Genomic DNA, 17,784 nt, shown 5'->3' with positions numbered 1-17,784 from the left:
TGATTAACCAAAGTTATATTATTGCAACGTATTACATATGGTAAACCCTTAGATTTTCAAGGTTTAGATACGTACTGGCACGAGTTATTTAATAAAATATTCCCTCTCCAATCTTTAAGTTTTTCCCAATAGAACGAACTTAAAGTCAACGTGTCATTTCCTACATACATATGCGAATTCTCGGGATGACAACATGATCTCATCGCTTAAAACGTACCTTTTCTTCTGGCTACGGTCATTAACCATGTTAACAATTTTGTGCATTTCGAACCACCTGAGTGCTTGGTAAACTGTTGTAATACTGCAGCGTTCGCGATCCGCCCTGATTCTGTTCCATATTTCTTCCGCATTAATGTAATTTTCATGCGTAGAAAGATATCGCGCTATGATCTCTTTCTTGGGGGAAAGAAATACGCCGCTGATTCTGCATTGTTTTTTGACGGCTAAAAAAACTGGTTCACTTTCCATGGCTTGCAATTAATTAATATGCGCGGGTATCAGATTATCGACTTTTCTTCCAAGGAATTATTTCTTTCATATGGTGGTGTCCTTCGGTTCGCTATGCTTTTGAGCACGTTGACATGCTCCAGTACCACGCGGATTTGTTCAAGGACTGGCTGCCCAATTTCCGTTAATTTTACAGGTTGCCTGGACCGGTCAAAAATTATTACGCCTAATGTTTGCTCCAGCTTTTTTATTTGAATGCTCAAGGTTGGCTGACCAGTACAACATCTTTTTGCAGCCTTAAGAAAACTACCTGTTTCAGCCAAGGCAACTAAATATTCGTATTGTTTTATGCTCATAATTGATGCGGCGCTCTAGATTTACATTGATATCAAATCTGCCTGATTTTACTAAATCAATCAAATCAATTGAATTGATGATGTCATCAATAATATTTATAATGCCATTCGTGCGGTGGATACATATCGAGCCCATCATTCAGAATTTATCGAAATAGCGTTTCAAAACTTCCGGGTCGAAAATGTCGCTTAGCATTGCGATATAGTTATCCGGCCTGATCAGCAGGTATAGTTTCTTTTTGACACCCAACCGATGCCAATCCTGACAGAGAGGAACGTTGACTATTTTTAATAATGGCTTGAGTCTTTCAGGAATAGCAGGAAATTCTTGTTCGTCACTGATAATAACCAGGTGAAAATTCGCCGAAGTCAGGAGGCTATATAAATCTATGGGCCTTTCCTGATAGGTATAAGAAACATAAGGACATCTGTCACCGGCCCGGAATGTAAGAGGCTGTGTTGTATAAGATTCTGAAAGCGCGCTTTTCCTGTAATGGAGCCAAATTTGTGAAAGTGATTTGTAGAATCCTTTTTCCCGATATCGCCCACCAGCTAATTTTGTGATTATGAACGGAAGAATATGGCTTCTGAAAAAAGCGATAACCGGCTGACTGCTCATCATTAGATTAAACAAGCGATCAGTAAACTTGATCAGCCACCGCGCGAATGGCAACCGCTCGTGGTTATAGGACTCTAGGATACCCGGCCCTGTATATCCATTAAGTACAGCAGCGAGTTTCCACGATAAATTGTAAGCGTCCTGAAGGCCGGCATTCATACCCTGTCCACCCGCCGGACTATGAATATGGGCCGCATCTCCGGCTAAAAAACATTTATCGACCCGAAACGACTTTACTGACCGGTGATGCAGTTGATAAACAGATGACCAGTTAATTTCGCCCAATTCTATCGGAAAAGGTGAGTTTCGGCAGACCCATTTTCGTAGTTCTTGCTCATCGTAGCAATCACCGCCGGAAAGCTTATGGTTTATCGATCCTAAGATCCGGTAGATATTGCTGCCCCTCATCGGAAAAAACGCCACAAAATCAGATTTACCAGGCGCGGCGATAACCGTTTCAGCCGGCATACTGGTATTAATTTTGGCGTCGATAACATAAAACATTTTTTCATAGGTGCCTCCGGAGAACGCTAATTTTAATAAATGCCTGGCGCAGCTTCGTGCACCGTCACAACCGATCAGGTACCGGCCGATTATCACTAATTCAATATCACGCGTGAGTTGTTTTGCACAAACGGTGACGGTCGTAGCACCCTGCACGAGGTCTTGCATCTCTGTATCCCACATGACACGCCCGCCCAGCGCTTCAAAGTGGGCCAGCAGCAATTCCTCATTCCTCGATTGCTCAAAAATATGGAAGCATGGGAAAGCTGAAACATCATCCTGGTATAGATTAGTTTTTAGCTTTATTTTTTCTTGGTTATTGAAGAATACCGAAATATGGCCGACTGGGCTACCTCCATTGATGACCTGCCCTGAAAGGCCCATCTGCTGGTAAACCTCCAAACTCCTCGCGGTCACCAGCAAGGCGCGGGACTGCAGGTTGATCCCGCTTTTTTTGTCGATAACGATCACCTTAATACCGAAACGGGCGAGTTGACAGGCTGCCATTAGTCCGGTCGGACCGGCACCGATTACAATTACTTGGGCTTCTACCATTTGTCAGCGCTTAAGATTTGGGGATACGGATATGCATCCCGTCCATTTCTTGGTTTACTTTGAGCTGGCAGGAGAGGCGGCTGCTTATGGCAGCATCGGGTAAAACGTCCAGGGTATCCAGTTCCTGACCGAATGGTTCTGCAAGTGCTCCAATGCCTTTTTCTATCTCTATCCTACAACTGGCGCAAAGGGCCATCCCGCCGCAGGCAGCCAATAAATCATAACCGCTGCTTTTTAAAGCTTCCATCAGACTGTGTCCTTCAAATTGCTGGACGTCGAGTACTGCCGTCTCCTCCTCAATATTTTGAATCGTTATATTAATCATTGCTCAGATTGTTGGTTTTCCGTAGACCGTCGTGTACTTGAAACTCAGTTTTTGATCGGGAAACACGTATTTGAATGCACTTTGCGCCATTAGTGCAGCCTCATGAAACCCGCACAGGATCAAATTTAATTTGCCCGGGTAGGTATTAATATCGCCAATGGCGTATATGCGCTCGCTATCGGTCGAGTAGTCTACCGGGTTAACAGGTATTGCGGACTTGTCAATGCTGAGTTGCCAGTTTGTTATAGGCCCCAGGTGGGGACTTAATCCAAACAGCGGGATAAGATAGTCCGCCTGCAGCTCGGTAATGGATTTATCACGCCCTTCCAACAGCACTGATTCTAACGACTCTTGTCCATTGACAGCGATCAAATTTGATTCCAGGATCAGGTCCATCTTGCCTTGTTTTGCAAGGTCAACTACTTTTTGGGCAGAATCGGGTGAACCTCTGAAAGTGTTTCCCCGGTGCACCAGCGTTATTTTTTGCGCTATGTCAGCCAATAGGATAGCCCAGTCAAGCGCAGCATCACCGCCACCCGCAAGCACAACCTTTTTGTTTTCAAACACGTTATGATCTTTTATCATATACGATACGCCATGGCCTTCATATTTGGAAAGATCATCAATGTTCGGCTTCCGGGGTTCAAAACAGCCCAGCCCGGCGGCTATAACCAACACCTTGCAGGCGATTTGTGTGCCATCGTTGGTAGCTATAACTAATGATCCATCGGTTTGCCGCTCAACGGACTCCACCCGTTCGCCGAGTGTATAGCCAGGCCTGAAGGATGCAATTTGTTCCATCAAACGTTCAATCAGCTGCCGGGCCTGAATTTCTGGATATCCGGGGATATCATAGATAGGCTTGGATGGGTAAACCTCGGCCAGTTGTCCGCCAACCTGCTGCAAAACATCCACCACATGGCAGCGCATTTTCAAAAGCCCGGCTTCAAAAACTGCAAAGAGGCCGACGGGCCTGCACCTATAATGCATATATCCGTGTGAATCATGTTACCCGTGGATGAGCAGACAAATACTTTGCTGAATACCCTCAACAGAGTGCAAAATATTTACAGGTATTTCCAGTTCGTCATACTGCTTAAGAATGACTGATTTATCGCCTTCCCGATATTGCACCTGGCCCTCGATAACTACCAGTTTGGCAGGTACATTGGTTTCGTGTTCTTTCAGGGTAACGCCCTGGTTAAAACCCAGTACGATGATTTTGGTACTATCTGTTTTACGCAGGACTTTAACAATGGGCTTGGTAGCTGCCGGAATCTCCTGTTTTACTTCTTGTATGGTCATGACTTTAATTTTTAAGGTATATTGATAATTAATTCATTAATTGATTCATCTATAAGAATCTGGCAGGACAATCTGAGATTGTCCCGAGTTTTTCCTGCTCTTTCTAATGTTGTACATTCATTCCGCTCTAATGCAGTGGGCAATCCGGTGCATGAAGTAATCTCGACGATGCATGTTCCGCATTTTCCCATACCGCCACATTCGCCAAAACCGTCAAGGAACAGCTTATCTGTTATCAGATGCATCAGGCTGCGGTATTCATGTGACTTGGTCAGTACGGTACTTTCCTGTCCTTCGGCTGTTATGCGAATAGTAAGTTCAGTATGGTCCATCACCTTCTTTCAAGCCAGAATTCATCTTCGAAATTATCTTTGAACGGCGTTTCATGTTGTTTGGCCAGATAATTTCCGATGTAAGTCAGCACGTGGTCAGGAAGCTCCTGTTCAAGGAAGGGAAACAATACTCTTTCTTCAAACCGGATATGCCGGGTCAGGTATTCCGCAAACTGTTCGTAAGCGGCTGAATTGTTGCCTTCAGCATCATTAATTTTACTCAGCAGCAAAGTGATCATCGTATGCTCATTTTTTCCCTGGCTGGTAAGCGGGTCGTCAATTCGGCTGAACAAAAGAAAGTCCTCTTCCGAAAAATGTGCTTTAAGATGATTCTCCCAGAAATAATTGACGTATTTATTGATCCGCTCTAAAGCAGTATTTTGTTTCAGGCCTTCCTTTATTTTCCAGCAAAATAGTAAGCCGGAATGATGATCCTTGGACAGCTCAATAATATATTTGCTCCTTTTTATGGGCATTGCAATCAGTTTTGTTTATGATAAGTTTGGAAAGGTGACCGATGATTTGTTGCCCAGGACGAGATATGCCTTAAAGTCTTCAATCACTTTAATCAAGTGGTGCTCGTTAGGGGGAATACTCAAATTACTTCCCGAACTCAGTTCAAAGGTCTGCCCAGGGTAGATTAATAGCGCACTGCCTTTTTCTACAATTAGAAATCCTTCGCAATCCGAAAAATGCCTCGGCATATTCGTTCCTGCCGCCAATTCTATGGTTGCTATTTTGTAATGGTCGTTATGTAGTAGCTCGGTCATGTTGAAGGGCGTTAGCGTGTTCATAGTTTATTTGATTAATGAGATCTTTTTGTTTTAAATTGTACCAGCCGATTCCGAGCAAAACGGGAACCTTTACAGTTTCCTGCAAAAGAAACAGCCAATGAAGGTATTCCCGGCTGGCAGGTTTACCCGCCATAAACCGGACGGCGCTTTCATTCAGGGCAGGTAACAACCATATGGTTTCGATGAATAAAATTGCAGTGACCAGGACGACGCCCTGCCAGCCATAGGATACCGACCGCCTGATACAAAAAGTCACAACTAACGCCAGCAGAAAAAATAGTTCGCATTTAAGCGCGTGGAAAACGATCTGACCGATAGCTACCCCCGTTTGCATGCGCAGGCCAGGTGCCGTAAACTTCAAAGGGGCCTCCATAAAGCTGATCGACATAAAAAATCCGAGCCAGAAGATGACTATGATAACCCGGATCGATAAGATGGTACGCTCTTTCATAAATTAAAATATTTAAACAATCACCTTGCCTGGGTCACCATTCATTTGAGATAACCGGTTAAGAAACATGAAAGCCATTAATTCTGCCCTGTTTTTCGCATCCGCTGCAACGACTCCCTCAAAATGTGCGTCGATGGTTTCGAAAAAAAGCTTCAACCACCGGTCGAAATGATCCGGGCCAATAGGGAGCGGCGCATGCTTGGCGAATGGATTACCACGAAATCCCGGCACACCAAAGAGTGCGGCATTCCAAAAGGCATAGAGCTTTTCCAGATGATGTGACCAGTCATCAATTGCTTCATTGAAAATCGGTCCGATGAAATCGTCCATTCTTACCTTGTTATAAAACTCGTCCACAAAAAGCGTGATGTCTTCAATTCCTTCTATCTGTTTCATTTCGTCAATCGAATGAAAATTTTAAATACAAAATATTAATATCTTTTTATCTCTTATCGACAAAGATAGCACTAAATCCAATAATAAAAGACAAATTCATCTTTTATTATTACAGCATCTCTCTTATTCAACTAGTGGGCAGAAGCAATATCAAATTCAGAAGAGCTACGCAGTCAATTGCAAACTGAAACGGATCATGCCAGGCAATTTTTCAGAAATGTTACTTTAAAACTCTTTCTGAGATATTTTAGATTTGAAATATTGGAACAAAATAAGGATCAGGAGCGTATTTCGATGCATCGCCTGCTTCCATCAGGCGAATTGCCTTCCCATAGCCGTAGTTTCGGAGTTACTCTTTGAAGATGTAGCAAGGTAAATAGCCGTTTGGCTCAATATCAATTGCGACTCGGGCATCCCTATTGCCTGTACGGATTGTAAGCAGCTTTGTGCCAGGAGCAGCGCATTAGGATTGGCATTACCAATATCTTCTGATGCCAGTATCAGCATCCGCCGTGCGATAAAGCGCGGATCTTCGCCAGCTTCCAGCATGCGGGCCAACCAGTAAACAGTGCCATTAGGATCGCTGCCACGCATACTATGCATGAACGCCGAAATAACATCCTGGTGCCGTTCACCGGCCTGATCATAATACGCTATGTTTTGCTTTACGGCGTGCATTACGACATCATTAGTAAGCACTATTTTATCATCGCCGAGTTGGTTCACCAGCAGCTCAAAAATATTCAGTAGTTTTTGCGCATCTCCTCCGCTTATGCACAACAGCGCTTCGTGTTCTTTTATGTCGATACTTTTTTCATTCAACACAACATCTTCCTTTATGGCTTTTTCGAGCAGGCCGAGCAGGTCCCGTTCTTCCAGATATTCCCAGATGAAAGCCTGGCATCGGGAGAGCAGGGAAGGGATGATCACAAACGAAGGATTTTCAGTTGTCGCACCTATTAGCGTAAGTATTCCGCGTTCAACCGCTCCCAACAGGGAATCCTGTTGCGGCTTGGAAAGACGGTGGATCTCATCGATAAACAGAATCGGTAATACTTCATCCTGTTCTTTCAGATGGTATGCCTTTTCGATTGCTTCGCGTACATCTTTCACGCCAGATTTTACAGCGTTCAGGGTGATGAGGGGGCGATTTAATGATGCTGATATAATATTGGCCAGCGTGGTTTTACCCACACCGGGCGGCCCGCAAAACAGCATCGAGGGTAAGGAGCCGCTCTCCATAGTTTTACGCAAAACGCCTTTTTTACCAACAAGGTGTTCCTGCCCCAAATAGTCATGCAAGCATTTGGGGCGCATGCGTTCAGCTAATGGTGGCAGGTTATTCATTGATGAGATTTGAAATGTGCGGGTTCATATGGATATATGAAACGTTTATTTTTCACTTGTTTTGGCTTTGCTCGTGCGGCTTACTTTATTACAGCAACCGGATTTCGCCGCATTGCCAAATAGAAATCTTCTTTTTTCCTCATTCTTTTTTTCGCTGCGACAGATTTGTCGGTATAACCCAGTAAATGGAGTGTTCCGTGGATAATTACACGGTGTAATTCTTCCGTGTCACTCACTTTAAACTTCCGGGCGTTTTCCTGAATACGCGGAATTGAAATAAAGATATCGCCCTATTTTATCTTCTTCTACTGAATGATCAAAGCTGATCACATCTGTATAAGTATCATGATCCAGATATTGTTCATTGATCTGCAGCAAATAGGCGTCAGAACAAAATATGTAACTGAGCTCACTTAGTTTATAGCCTTCCGCAACAATGGCAGCAATTAGCCACTGCCTAACCTTCGATTTACCCTTCAGTCTATAGGAAATATCCTCTTCAAAAAATTGGATAGCCGGCATTTCAATTTATAGCTGGATTCAATACTTCCCCCTGTTCTACTTTGTCAGCTGTATGCTGCCGGAGGTAATATGAAAATAGATTGCCCATGCCACAAACATGATCAGGAGCACCACGATCCAAAAGGGCATGCTTCGGGGCGTCTCGCTACCATGCAGCATGAAGGTTTTTTGATCACCCTTTCCATAAGCATTGATCATCAGGGGAACAACGCCATCTACCACCTGCTCATTCTTCAGCCCCTCGATAGATATGGCCGGACCGTTCCTGACGGTGAAGTTGATCAATTTAATGCCTTCTTTGCCCCGGTGATCTTTACTGACAACTTTCAGCACATGCCGGCCGTCTGTCATCTTTTTGGTGTCAAGGTCGAAAGCTATAGGTGCAGCGAATGTCCCAATGGGCTGTTGTTCCTCATCAATAAATAGCGTTACATTACTTTTCTCATCCATGCTGTTTACTGATTAAATATCATGTTTTTAATATGGTTAGTTTCCTTCTCGGCGGGCCTTACAATGCGCTTAACTGTTGCGTATAATGTGTACAGGGTAACAATTGTCATCACCGCTACGATCACATAGTCCCAGTTGCTGGAGGGACCCGCGCCATGCGTTATGCCCTGAAATAACTTCGGCTGTTGCTTTTGGCAGGCATCGCAGGCAACGGCCTGGCCGATACCAAATAATCCGGCGGCTAATATGCAGGTTAACTGTTTCCAAAGTGCTGACAATGCTTTGCTGCCATATTGCCTGCGATCCGCTGAGTTGAGTTTTACTGTATTATTCATGATATGCTATTTTGAGGTCTTTGCTGTTTTGGTTTTGTTAAACATCTCTTTGATTTCGGTGACGGTCACTTTTCTTCCCTTATTTCCCCAACTGGTACGCTCGTAATTCATAATGGCGGCGATCTCTTCGGGTTTAAGATTATTATTTGTACCAACCGGCGGCATTACGCCATACCCCTCGCTGACACGGCCGTTATAGCCATTCATAATGATGGTAAAGTGGACCTCCGGGTTTTGGTCGGCAACCACTTTGCTATCTTTAAGCGGCGGGAAGGCTCCGACAAGTCCCTGTCCGTTTTCCTGGTGGCATGCCTGGCAGTTTTGGGCATAAAGCGCTTTCCCGTCAAGCTCCGTATTAAGCTTGCTGGTGGTTCCAGCCGGTTCTGCTTTAGCTGATGCTGCATTCGTGTTCAGGAAAATGGGTACCGGTTTGCCATCCGGAAGATCGACCTGCTTTAATGACTGCAGAAAGGCAACTAAATGTCGCGCGTCCGCTGTAGCTACAATCTTACCGGTAACTCCTTTTTTAAACTCGTCCGGAACGTTTACCACAATGTCCTCCGGATATGGATATTCCTTTTCTTCGAACAACCAGGGATAAGCCGGCATAACGGAAGCGGAAACTACGGAACGCGGATTATACAGGTGCAGAAAATTCCAGTCAATGCTCGGCTGGCGGCTGCCTATATTGGTCAGATCGGGACCTGTGCGTTCGGAACCCATTAATGAGGCGGTATTTCTCCAGACATCTGTCCGGGTAAGTCTTGCATAGTCGGCGGCGATACTCGGCCGGTTTCCCCACATCTTATCCATATCCACGTTACGTACCTGCTGGCTATGGCAGGCCACGCAGCCTTCTCTTATAAAAACAGCCTTGCCCAAAGTCGCGTCATTGCTGAGCGGTTGGCTCTTGGGTAAAGGAACGGTAGTCTGGTCTACCTCGTATGCGGGTATGACGGCGGCAAATAAGGTTAAGCCCACAAAAAGGGATAACGCCGCTATGTAAAGTATTTTGTGATTATTATAAATTTCCATCGGGCTCTGTCTTAGATATTGCTGGTGTCAGGGATTTTCTTTAATTCTTCAAATACGGCCGTCTTCAAATCAGCCTCCTGCTTTTTATGGACCATCGTGTACAAGTTATAGGCAAAGATGAGGTGTGAAAACCACATCAGGGAGCCTCCGATCGCGCGCCACAGCCAGTAAGGGGCCATCAGTACGACGCCATCGATAAACGGTTTGCCGTCGATCCAAAGCTGTCCTTTCAAAGTTGCGCCGATCATCAGTGGAACCGCATAAAAAAGGATGCCTAAAAATGCCAGCCAAAAATGCGCCCCGACCAAACCCTGCCTCGGCTCCTTATTCGTAAGTCTCGGCACAAGCGTGTAGATACCGGCCCAAAGCATAAATGCGATGATCCCGTACATGGTGATATGCGAGTGTGCCACTGTAAAATCCGTAAAGTGCCAGTACAGGTTTGAAGTACGGAAGGCTTCAGCCGTCCCCTGATAGGAGCCGGTAAAATAAAATATGATACCCACCAGGTAAAACGGCAGGGTATAGCTGCTGCCAATTTTATGCCAGCTGCTGCGAAAGGTCATCAGGAAATTGGTCGTTCCGGCAGCAACGGGAATAAGCATCCCCATACTGCCGATGATGGCCACGGTTTGCAGCCACCACGGGATCGCGCTGAATATAAAGTGATGTGAACCGATCAGCGTATAGAACAGGATCTGGCTCCAGAATGCCAGGATACCCAGACTGTAGGAATAAATAGGGGTATTGAGTTGCTGAGGTAAAAAATAGTAGATCAGGCCCAGATTGAACAGCATGAACCACATACCTACAGCCTGGTGCATATAATAGCCCTGCGCGATAGTTTCGCCGAGACCGTTTTGCCAGAAAGGCAAATAACCGACAAGTGCGATTACGATAGTAAACATAACTGCGGATACAATGTACCAATTGGATAGGTATATTTCCTTCGTTTTACGCTTGGCTATGGTTTGCAGGTAATTGAGTAGCGTCACGCCTAACCCTAAAGCGAATAGCAGCATGATGGGCCATATATATTCCCTGTATTCCCCACCACCGTTATTCACGCCGGCCATCAGCGAATAAGTACCGAGGATAACGGCCGCATTGATCAGAACGAGGCCATACCAGCCGCGTTTGATACTTGCGAGGGGTGTGTTGCTTACGATGGGCACTACATAATACCCTAAACCGATCATGGCCAGTGAGGACCAGCCCCAAAAAACCATATTGGTGTGTACCGGCCTCAGACGTCCAAAGCTCAGCCAGGGCACATGGTCGATATCGGGCGCTGAGAACTTAATGCCGAGGTACTCGCCGACAGTCGTTCCTAAAACCAGATAAAAAGTTGCCGTTCCAAGATACCAGAGAATCAGCTTCGTTAGCGCCGGATCAATTTCCGGACGTTTTACATACTTCTTTTTTGACGCGAAAAACCTTGGCGAATCGACGGATACCGGGTTGTTGATCATCCCTTTGGTGTCTTCCGGCTTTAGGTTCCCGGTAAGTTCATGGTCGCTTAAACTGAAGTTCAGCGCTTGCTTCCGTTTCGCCACTTCCAGCAGGAGCTCTTCCGAACTCACTTCGTGTAAATCGGAAGCAAGCTGTTTGGCGTCAACTTTTATTTTGCTTTGCCTGATGGTTTTTGTTAAACGACTGATCTTAACTGTAACCAGATAAACGACAAACAGTAAAGGCAGCAGGATTAATATAATAGTAATCATTACGCCCGGATTTGTCAGCACCGAGCCGCCGGTCTCTTTGTCCTGAGCAAAAACGGGTAAAGTACCCAGGCACAGGATCGTTAATGTATAGAATTTTTTCATTTTCAGTTCTCTAGAGCGTGGTTGGACTTGCTTGAAATTTCATGCTGCTTCAGCAGGGTATCTAATTGATCGGAATTCAGCTCCTTTAAATGGCTGGCGACCCACTTCTCGCCTCTTTCAGGTTCCTCCTCCGCCGCCTTATCAAGGAGTATAGTGTTCTTAAAAAGCTTGATCGCCAGAAAAATCAGACAAATCACACACGCTGCGATAGCGATAATTTCTATAGTACTATCAGTGCCCGGTTCGTCCTTTGCAATCACTTGCTGAGTGATCGCCCCGAGCGCGGTGCCTAAAACGGCAACTAAAAATTTCATATACAAAATGTTGTTTAATTTGATGAAAGAGGTGTCTGCAAACGAGTGCCACAACCGTGGCAAACGTAGTAATACCGTGAGTGCAATACACGGTACTTTTTAACGAAACTGCGGTACATTTTACATAGCTAACCTTTACTTATATATATGAATATCTGCGTAATAACACCATTAGGGCAATAATCCGGACAAAGTAAAAGGCGTTAAATAAAAAGCAAATATTAAAAAATACAATAAGACCCTTTTATCCTTTATCTGGTTAAAAATTACTTTTTGAGTAAGGTTGCGCCAGATAGCAAGTCCTCATTAAAATCCCTGATCGAGGTAGAATATAGCATTGTTGTGATCTGCTCGCGAATCGCCTTAAATTCGTTATGCAGGGGGCACGGATTTTTTTCCGAACATTGCTTTAGCCCTAAACCGCAGCCTACAAAAATTTCTTTGCCGTCCACTGCTTCCACTATATCGCTTAAAGGCCGGTTGAGGTTCTCCTCATCAAGATAAAAACCCCCGTTGGGCCCTTTTACCGATTGCACAATACCCCGGCGGCTTAAATCTTGCAGTATTTTGGCCAGAAAATGCTCTGGTGAATCTATACCAACGGCAATCTCCTTGATCCCAACACGGTTGCCATTCACCGTCTTATGAGCGATGAAGAACACCGACCGCATGGCATATTCGCATGTTTTTGAAAATATTGACATAATGATGCCACAAAGGTAAGACTAAAACCTAATAATAAAAGAGTATTTTATCTTTTTATTTGCTTGCTTAAACCGGAAAAACGCTTTACCTACAGATAAAGCGTTGAACAGACGGCAGGGTCCGTTTCATCTTATTGCCTTTCGCCTACAGAAATCGGGTAAGCCTGCGACCTGATATCGATCATCGGATCAGCGGGGGTTATGCCCCCGGGCACATTGTTAGGGATGAAAAACAAGCCTTTATCTTCCTGCACAGTATTGGAAGAAAGCTTCGTAATTTTAATGGTCCCCAGCAGCACAAGCTTACGGCTGGCGGGCCAGGCAACGGATGGATCGTCGATCACATCTCCCTTTTCGGCCACCTGCGCGTACATTTTAAAGATAACCGGGCTGTTCGCTACCCGCTTTTTGATGTCATTCAGCATATAGGTCGGGCCCGCCTTATCATAGGCTGCTTTTGACAGTGTCTTTTCCCCATTCACTGGTATAAACTGGTATCGGGTGAACACAGATTCGCCTTTCGCGTTCGTGAACTTGAACGCGTTTACGCCAAAATAGGCAACCGAGGCAAAGCTCGCAGGTATCTTTTGGGTAGTAAGAAACGTTTTTGCCGCCGGGTGGCTATCCAGATACTTATCCAGCGTGTTCGGTTTGCTCTTTTCCTTTCCGCTGGCGGCAACGGCTAACATCAGGTCGCGGAACTGGTCCGAGTTGGGTGTCGGAAATCCATTAAAGCTATGGCCCACAATATCGGTTGTGCGGCCGTCTTTCATTTTAAATTTGATTGCAAATCCCCTTGGATTCGCAAGTCCTGAATTATCGGCGATGTCCGGTACGCCGGCAAAATCGGAAAAGCGGACAATAACCTGGCTGCTTTCCTTTTGCAAGTGGACCGCCCTGGTTATCGTGGCCGCCTGGGGATCGGGGACAAACTCACCTTCCAGGATGATACCTTTCGTGTGGACCGCACGGGCATGATGTTTTCCGAAGGCCTGGTGTAAGGCATCAACCATCTGGGCTGGGGTGGCCTGCTGGTTTTTGATCTGGGCGCTTGCTGCGACGCTAAGTGCCACCGCTGTGAATAATAGGAATGAAGCTTTCTGTTTCATGATTTTAAATTTATTACGCTGTTTATGATAATGCAAAGCTATTTTCCCGGCAAGCGACAAACAGTAACTTATGTTACAAGCCGTAAAATAAGTTGCCAAAGACAGTTTTTTGGAGGCGATCACAAATGATGTATGGCGTCATATTTATGCAACAAATTAAAAAAAGACGTTTTTATCTTTTATTGTTGCGTTGGTGCACCTACTTTTACACCCACTCGACTGGATTGTTTCCAACCACCTGTTTAATATGGCAACAGAAAAATTGCTAATAATGGTTTGTCATAAAAAAGGATTTAAAGGTTTTAATATCCGTTGAATAAAGAAAAACAAATTGACTTATGATCACAGCAGCACAGAAAGAATTAGTAAAGGCGACAGTTCCCTTTTTAAGGGAAAGAGGCGTAGAATTGACCAAACATTTTTACAGCCGGATGTTCATGCACAATCCGGAACTTAAAAATGTATTTAATATGGGCAACCAGCAAAACGAGCGCCAGCAAACGGCTCTTGCCGGCGCGGTATTGGCCTATGCGGAAAACATTGACCATCCGGAGGTACTGATGCCGGTTCTCGACGGCATAGGTCAAAAGCATATCAGCTTAGACATCAGGCCGGAGGATTATTTTATCGTGGGTGGACATTTATTAGCGGCAATTGGAGAAATATTAGAAGATCAGGCCAGTGAATCCTTGCTCAAGGCCTGGGAAGCTGCTTATTTTCAATTGGCAGACATTATGTCGCAGCATGAATTATCCTTATACAATAAACAGATCCAGAAAAAAGGCGGATGGACCGGCTGGCGGCCTTTTATTGTAAAAGACAAAGTGCGTGAATCAGATGAAATTACTTCGTTTTATCTCTACCCCTCAGACGGCGGGGCAGTGGCGGACTTCTTGCCCGGTCAATACCTTAGCGTTCGGCTCTTTATTCCTGAACTGGGTTTATTGCAGCCGAGACAATATAGCATCTCCACCGCACCAAACGGAATTTATTATAGGATCTCCGTGAAACGTGAAACTGCGGAACATCCAACACCGGATGGAATGATCAGTAACCGACTGCACAGCTTTGTAAACGAAGGAGACCTCGTTGACGTATCAGCGCCAGCAGGGAATTTCACGCTGCAAAATACCGGAAATCCAATTGTATTCATCAGTGGCGGAGTTGGACAAACGCCATTGATCGCTATGATGGAATCGTTGATCAATAATGGAAGTCCGCGTCAGGCAACGTGGATCCATGGCTGCCGGGGTAAGGAGGTTCATGCATTTAAAGAAACGTTACATCAATGGGCGGTTGCACATGACAATGTCAGCAGACACGTCTTCTATAATAATCTGGCCGGTATTTATGCAGAAGATAACCACTATGAAGGCTGGGTGGACCTTAAACGGTTCGGAGACGATATGCTGGTCTCACCCGATACCGAGTTTTATATCTGCGGACCCGGTCAGTTCATTGAAAAGCATTACAAGGATCTGCTGGCTATGGGCGCTAAAGAGGAATCCATCTACTTCGAAGAGTTCGGGCCACAGTCTTTACAGTTAAATTAAACCCATGTCGTGCTCAAAGGCATTAATACAGTGAATCAACAGCGCCTAATTGCGAAGTTGTTTCACAGCCTTGAGGCGGTAGGCGGCCTTAGCTTTGTCAAGAGCTGGGGCCGCCTACCATAACTCTGGCGGACAATCCGCGATGTAGCGGACAAATTTCCGGTGATCATCAAAACAATGTTTTGATTACTTTTTCCACTCCCCCGATCAGCTCGTCAACCTGCTCTGCCGTCGGCATGTCTTTTTTATTGCGGCAACAAAGGAACCATAGATCATGGAGGTAAGAAATGAACCGCCATTCGGGGAAGGTATATGTTTCATTTGCCTTGAACAATTCGTTATAATCCTTAATGGTCGGGTTCTTTTTACTGAACTTTAGCTGGTGGTAAATCTGCATCCGCTGAAAATGCCGGATCAGCACAACGCTACAGATAGCCCCTGCAGACCGCAGAAACTTATTTTTTGCGAGGTCGCGGGCCGCATTCAGCTCTGCATCTAATAACTCGGACTGCAGCAGGCGGTCAATGTCGTAAAGGCGGCTTTCCAGGCAGTCGGCAACTGAATTGAGGATATTCATTTGCTGCTGGAAAACGGGTATCGCATCGCCGGGCCAGGCAACCACTTTCTTGTCAAATCCGGCAGTGATGACCACATTTTTGAGATAATCTTCGATCACATAATTATCGGGACGGATTTCTTTGCGGTTCTTTGCCGGTTCATAAAGACTGGTAAAATCTGTAATCCTGCCGGGCAGGAACCGCCTGATCACCCCCTGCGCGGTAGCGTACCAAGTCTGGTAGGTATGTGCGAATGAGGGTAGGGTTTTCAAGAAAACGGCATAATCCTTTTTAAGCACATTTGCGAAATGAGCTTCCATCCGGTCAGGATATTGCTCGACTTGCATAGCGTTAAATAATTGAACGGCTTGTGCCGTGAGCGCCTTTAGGTCCGCTTTTAGTTGATCAGAAGCTGTTTTCATGAGCCTGCGAAAATACTGCCTTCTTTTTTGCCGAACAACGAAATCGACAAATTTCTCCGATCCGGTGATACGTTCAGTATCCTGAAGCAGCTACGCGCCTACTATGCCAATTCATGCAAAAACTTATCTTTGCCCATTCAAAAGCGATAACTTATTTCATTTAAATTCATTCACGATGGAACAGATCAACAAATTAAAAGAACTCATTGCCTCAGCGGAGGCCGATGCAGAGAAATTCGAAAGTGGCAATAATGCAGCAGGCACCAGGCTCCGCAATGCCATGCAACAAATCAAGGTTGCGGCACAGGAAGTACGGACTGCGGTAACAGAAAAGAAGAACACGAAATAATCACATTAACAAACTGTTTTGGGAAAGTCCTGCCGTCACCGGCGGGACTTTATGGTTAAGGCCATCACGAATAGCCATTTCATTGTGTCACAGCAAACGCCGTAAACCTCCGTTCTGAAGCTGCAAATTACACCCGCCATTGCTGAATGGTCTTAGAACAAACCAACAACTTAAACTGGAATGACCAAAAATGACTACACGCTCCCAATGGCCACGGCTCCGCCGTGGCCGCCGGGGAATTTGAAACGCTAAAAGCTATTGGGGGAACTCCTGACCTCCTGGTAACGTTTTTTTAATAGTTCGTGGGTCATCCCCTGTTTATTCGCCAGTTCCACAAATGACTTAACAATGTTTTCCCTTGTTTTCCAATCAAAGTCATAGACCAGTGTTTCGCCTTGTAATTTGACGGTTAGCGGAATTGGTAGTCGTAGGTCATGGGCATTTTGAAGCATCACGATGCGGTTGCAAACGCTATGGTATTCAACTTCAGGCAAGTCGCCGGAACGTAGCAATGCAGTGAGCTTTTCTAACTGGCAGCGGCGCAGGTCAAGTATTGGCTTATGCTTTTTTCGCTTTGGTTTTCGCGATTTAACTGCTAAATCCTTTATAAGCAGGACGTCCTCATAGTCCGGGTATCGGGTACGAATTTCTTCCAATGCAAACAGCTTGTTCTTGCGATACACCCTGCGCACGAAATTCCTGCGGCTACGTTCTTTGGATAGCCTAATCTTTCTGTCGACCGTTTCCAAATCCGGTATCGCCTTTTTGCCATCCGGTGACACCATACTTTGATAAAACTCACGTAATAAAATCAGGATGCCCAATCTTTTCCGTCCATCCTGTTCGGCAACCAGCATATCGAAAACTTCTTTTGATCTGAGGTCTTCTCCTCTTGCTAATAAGGAGCGCAGCAAAATACTTTCCTGACTTTCCTGTTCATTAGCTTCCTGTACAGGCTGCAATCCGGCTTGCCTTTCCAAAGGAAACTGTTGCCGGAACCCTCGAAGCCTTTGTAAAAAGGCGGTTCCCGTTCCGGCGTTTTCCTTGTCCAGTTCCTCCGCTTCCTGCTGCTCAGCAAATAGTAGTGTAACGATTATTTAATTATGCAACATATTTGTATATTTGGGATAAGCAAAATACAAATATGGAGACCAAATTTAGTCTTAGCCAAGAGGAA

25 protein-coding genes are annotated in these 17,784 nt (G+C 45.2%); 2 read left to right on the top strand and 23 right to left on the bottom strand.

Features of this window, described 5'->3' with window-relative positions; all coding sequences use genetic code 11:
- Window positions 1–153 precede the first annotated feature (153 nt).
- The 21 genes from BLS59_RS32765 to BLS59_RS29990 all read right to left on the bottom strand — a co-directional run bounded on the left by BLS59_RS32765 (window position 154) and on the right by BLS59_RS29990 (window position 13,726).
- A complete protein-coding gene (locus BLS59_RS32765) occupies window positions 154–468 on the bottom strand; it encodes a transcriptional repressor (RefSeq protein ID WP_091157480.1) in 315 nt (104 codons plus the stop codon).
- A 29-nt stretch (window positions 469–497) separates the two neighbouring features.
- Window positions 498–803: a LysR family transcriptional regulator gene (locus tag BLS59_RS30080; RefSeq protein ID WP_091157479.1), complete on the bottom strand. Its 306-nt coding sequence runs from the start codon at window positions 801–803 to the stop codon at window positions 498–500.
- A 139-nt stretch (window positions 804–942) separates the two neighbouring features.
- Entirely contained in the window at window positions 943–2,481 is a 1,539-nt protein-coding gene (locus tag BLS59_RS30075; protein WP_091157476.1) for an FAD-dependent monooxygenase, read from the bottom strand.
- A gap of 10 nt (window positions 2,482–2,491) precedes the next feature.
- Window positions 2,492–2,782 carry a (2Fe-2S)-binding protein gene (locus BLS59_RS30070; RefSeq protein ID WP_262492983.1) on the bottom strand — a complete coding sequence of 97 codons (291 nt, stop codon included), beginning with the start codon at window positions 2,780–2,782 and terminating at the stop codon, window positions 2,492–2,494.
- Between the two features lie 27 nt (window positions 2,783–2,809).
- Window positions 2,810–3,796, bottom strand: a complete 987-nt coding sequence (locus BLS59_RS30065) for an NAD(P)/FAD-dependent oxidoreductase (RefSeq protein WP_240315391.1) — start codon at window positions 3,794–3,796, stop codon at window positions 2,810–2,812.
- 18 nt (window positions 3,797–3,814) lie between these two features.
- Window positions 3,815–4,111, bottom strand: a complete 297-nt coding sequence (locus BLS59_RS30060) for a cupin domain-containing protein (protein ID WP_091157471.1) — start codon at window positions 4,109–4,111, stop codon at window positions 3,815–3,817.
- Window positions 4,112–4,122: 11 nt separating this feature from the next.
- Window positions 4,123–4,443 (bottom strand): 2Fe-2S iron-sulfur cluster-binding family protein, encoded by a 321-nt coding sequence (locus tag BLS59_RS30055; protein WP_091157468.1) that lies wholly within the window; start codon window positions 4,441–4,443, stop codon window positions 4,123–4,125.
- Window positions 4,443–4,919, bottom strand: coding sequence for a hemerythrin domain-containing protein (locus BLS59_RS30050; RefSeq protein WP_091157465.1), 477 nt, complete (start codon window positions 4,917–4,919; stop codon window positions 4,443–4,445). Before BLS59_RS30050 ends, BLS59_RS30055 begins: the two co-directional genes overlap by 1 nt.
- Before the next feature lie 15 nt (window positions 4,920–4,934).
- Window positions 4,935–5,213, bottom strand: a complete 279-nt coding sequence (locus tag BLS59_RS30045) for a cupin domain-containing protein (RefSeq protein ID WP_091157463.1) — start codon at window positions 5,211–5,213, stop codon at window positions 4,935–4,937.
- The gene (locus tag BLS59_RS30040; RefSeq protein ID WP_091157460.1) at window positions 5,194–5,688 is read right to left on the bottom strand and encodes a hypothetical protein; all 495 of its coding nucleotides are present in this window, start codon (window positions 5,686–5,688) and stop codon (window positions 5,194–5,196) included. Before BLS59_RS30040 ends, BLS59_RS30045 begins: the two co-directional genes overlap by 20 nt.
- A 12-nt stretch (window positions 5,689–5,700) precedes the next feature.
- Window positions 5,701–6,084, bottom strand: coding sequence for a group III truncated hemoglobin (locus BLS59_RS30035; protein WP_205411390.1), 384 nt, complete (start codon window positions 6,082–6,084; stop codon window positions 5,701–5,703).
- 312 nt (window positions 6,085–6,396) lie between these two features.
- On the bottom strand, window positions 6,397–7,431 hold the full coding sequence (locus BLS59_RS30030; protein ID WP_091157454.1) for a replication-associated recombination protein A: 1,035 nt from the start codon (window positions 7,429–7,431) through the stop codon (window positions 6,397–6,399).
- Window positions 7,432–7,511: 80 nt separating this feature from the next.
- A complete protein-coding gene (locus BLS59_RS32640) occupies window positions 7,512–7,667 on the bottom strand; it encodes an rRNA maturation RNAse YbeY (RefSeq protein ID WP_317039807.1) in 156 nt (51 codons plus the stop codon).
- Between the two features lies 1 nt (window position 7,668).
- Entirely contained in the window at window positions 7,669–7,953 is a 285-nt protein-coding gene (locus BLS59_RS32635) for an rRNA maturation RNAse YbeY (RefSeq protein ID WP_317039805.1), read from the bottom strand.
- 36 nt (window positions 7,954–7,989) lie between these two features.
- A complete protein-coding gene (locus BLS59_RS30020; RefSeq protein WP_091157451.1) occupies window positions 7,990–8,403 on the bottom strand; it encodes a cytochrome C in 414 nt (137 codons plus the stop codon).
- Window positions 8,404–8,408: 5 nt separating this feature from the next.
- The gene (locus BLS59_RS30015) at window positions 8,409–8,738 is read right to left on the bottom strand and encodes a hypothetical protein (RefSeq protein ID WP_240315390.1); all 330 of its coding nucleotides are present in this window, start codon (window positions 8,736–8,738) and stop codon (window positions 8,409–8,411) included.
- A gap of 6 nt (window positions 8,739–8,744) precedes the next feature.
- Window positions 8,745–9,773 carry a cbb3-type cytochrome c oxidase subunit II gene (locus tag BLS59_RS30010; protein WP_091157449.1) on the bottom strand — a complete coding sequence of 343 codons (1,029 nt, stop codon included), beginning with the start codon at window positions 9,771–9,773 and terminating at the stop codon, window positions 8,745–8,747.
- An 11-nt stretch (window positions 9,774–9,784) separates the two neighbouring features.
- Window positions 9,785–11,599, bottom strand: a complete 1,815-nt coding sequence (locus BLS59_RS30005; protein ID WP_091157446.1) for a cbb3-type cytochrome c oxidase subunit I — start codon at window positions 11,597–11,599, stop codon at window positions 9,785–9,787.
- A 2-nt stretch (window positions 11,600–11,601) separates the two neighbouring features.
- Window positions 11,602–11,913, bottom strand: a complete 312-nt coding sequence (locus BLS59_RS30000; protein ID WP_091157443.1) for a hypothetical protein — start codon at window positions 11,911–11,913, stop codon at window positions 11,602–11,604.
- Window positions 11,914–12,179: 266 nt separating this feature from the next.
- Entirely contained in the window at window positions 12,180–12,617 is a 438-nt protein-coding gene (locus BLS59_RS29995) for an RrF2 family transcriptional regulator (RefSeq protein ID WP_091157441.1), read from the bottom strand.
- 131 nt (window positions 12,618–12,748) lie between these two features.
- Window positions 12,749–13,726 carry a catalase family peroxidase gene (locus BLS59_RS29990; protein ID WP_091157510.1) on the bottom strand — a complete coding sequence of 326 codons (978 nt, stop codon included), beginning with the start codon at window positions 13,724–13,726 and terminating at the stop codon, window positions 12,749–12,751.
- A 338-nt stretch (window positions 13,727–14,064) separates the two neighbouring features.
- On the opposite strand from BLS59_RS29990, the gene hmpA reads away from it, so the two are divergent.
- The gene (hmpA, locus tag BLS59_RS29985; protein ID WP_240315389.1) at window positions 14,065–15,279 is read left to right on the top strand and encodes an NO-inducible flavohemoprotein; all 1,215 of its coding nucleotides are present in this window, start codon (window positions 14,065–14,067) and stop codon (window positions 15,277–15,279) included.
- A gap of 169 nt (window positions 15,280–15,448) precedes the next feature.
- Here hmpA and BLS59_RS29980 read toward each other — a convergent pair whose 3' ends face one another.
- Entirely contained in the window at window positions 15,449–16,258 is an 810-nt protein-coding gene (locus BLS59_RS29980) for a hypothetical protein (protein WP_091157438.1), read from the bottom strand.
- A 175-nt stretch (window positions 16,259–16,433) separates the two neighbouring features.
- On the opposite strand from BLS59_RS29980, the gene BLS59_RS29975 reads away from it, so the two are divergent.
- Entirely contained in the window at window positions 16,434–16,607 is a 174-nt protein-coding gene (locus BLS59_RS29975; RefSeq protein WP_091157435.1) for a histone H1, read from the top strand.
- Between the two features lie 248 nt (window positions 16,608–16,855).
- Here the strand turns inward: BLS59_RS29975 and BLS59_RS29970 are convergent, their stop codons facing one another.
- The gene (locus tag BLS59_RS29970) at window positions 16,856–17,587 is read right to left on the bottom strand and encodes a hypothetical protein (protein ID WP_091157432.1); all 732 of its coding nucleotides are present in this window, start codon (window positions 17,585–17,587) and stop codon (window positions 16,856–16,858) included.
- Between the last annotated feature and the right edge of the window lie 197 nt (window positions 17,588–17,784).

The sequence above is a fragment of the Mucilaginibacter pineti genome, assembly GCF_900101875.1.
GTDB lineage: Bacteria > Bacteroidota > Bacteroidia > Sphingobacteriales > Sphingobacteriaceae > Mucilaginibacter > Mucilaginibacter pineti.
The sequence above is the reverse complement of the archived record's forward strand: the minus strand, read 5'-3'. Positions and strand labels throughout refer to the sequence as shown.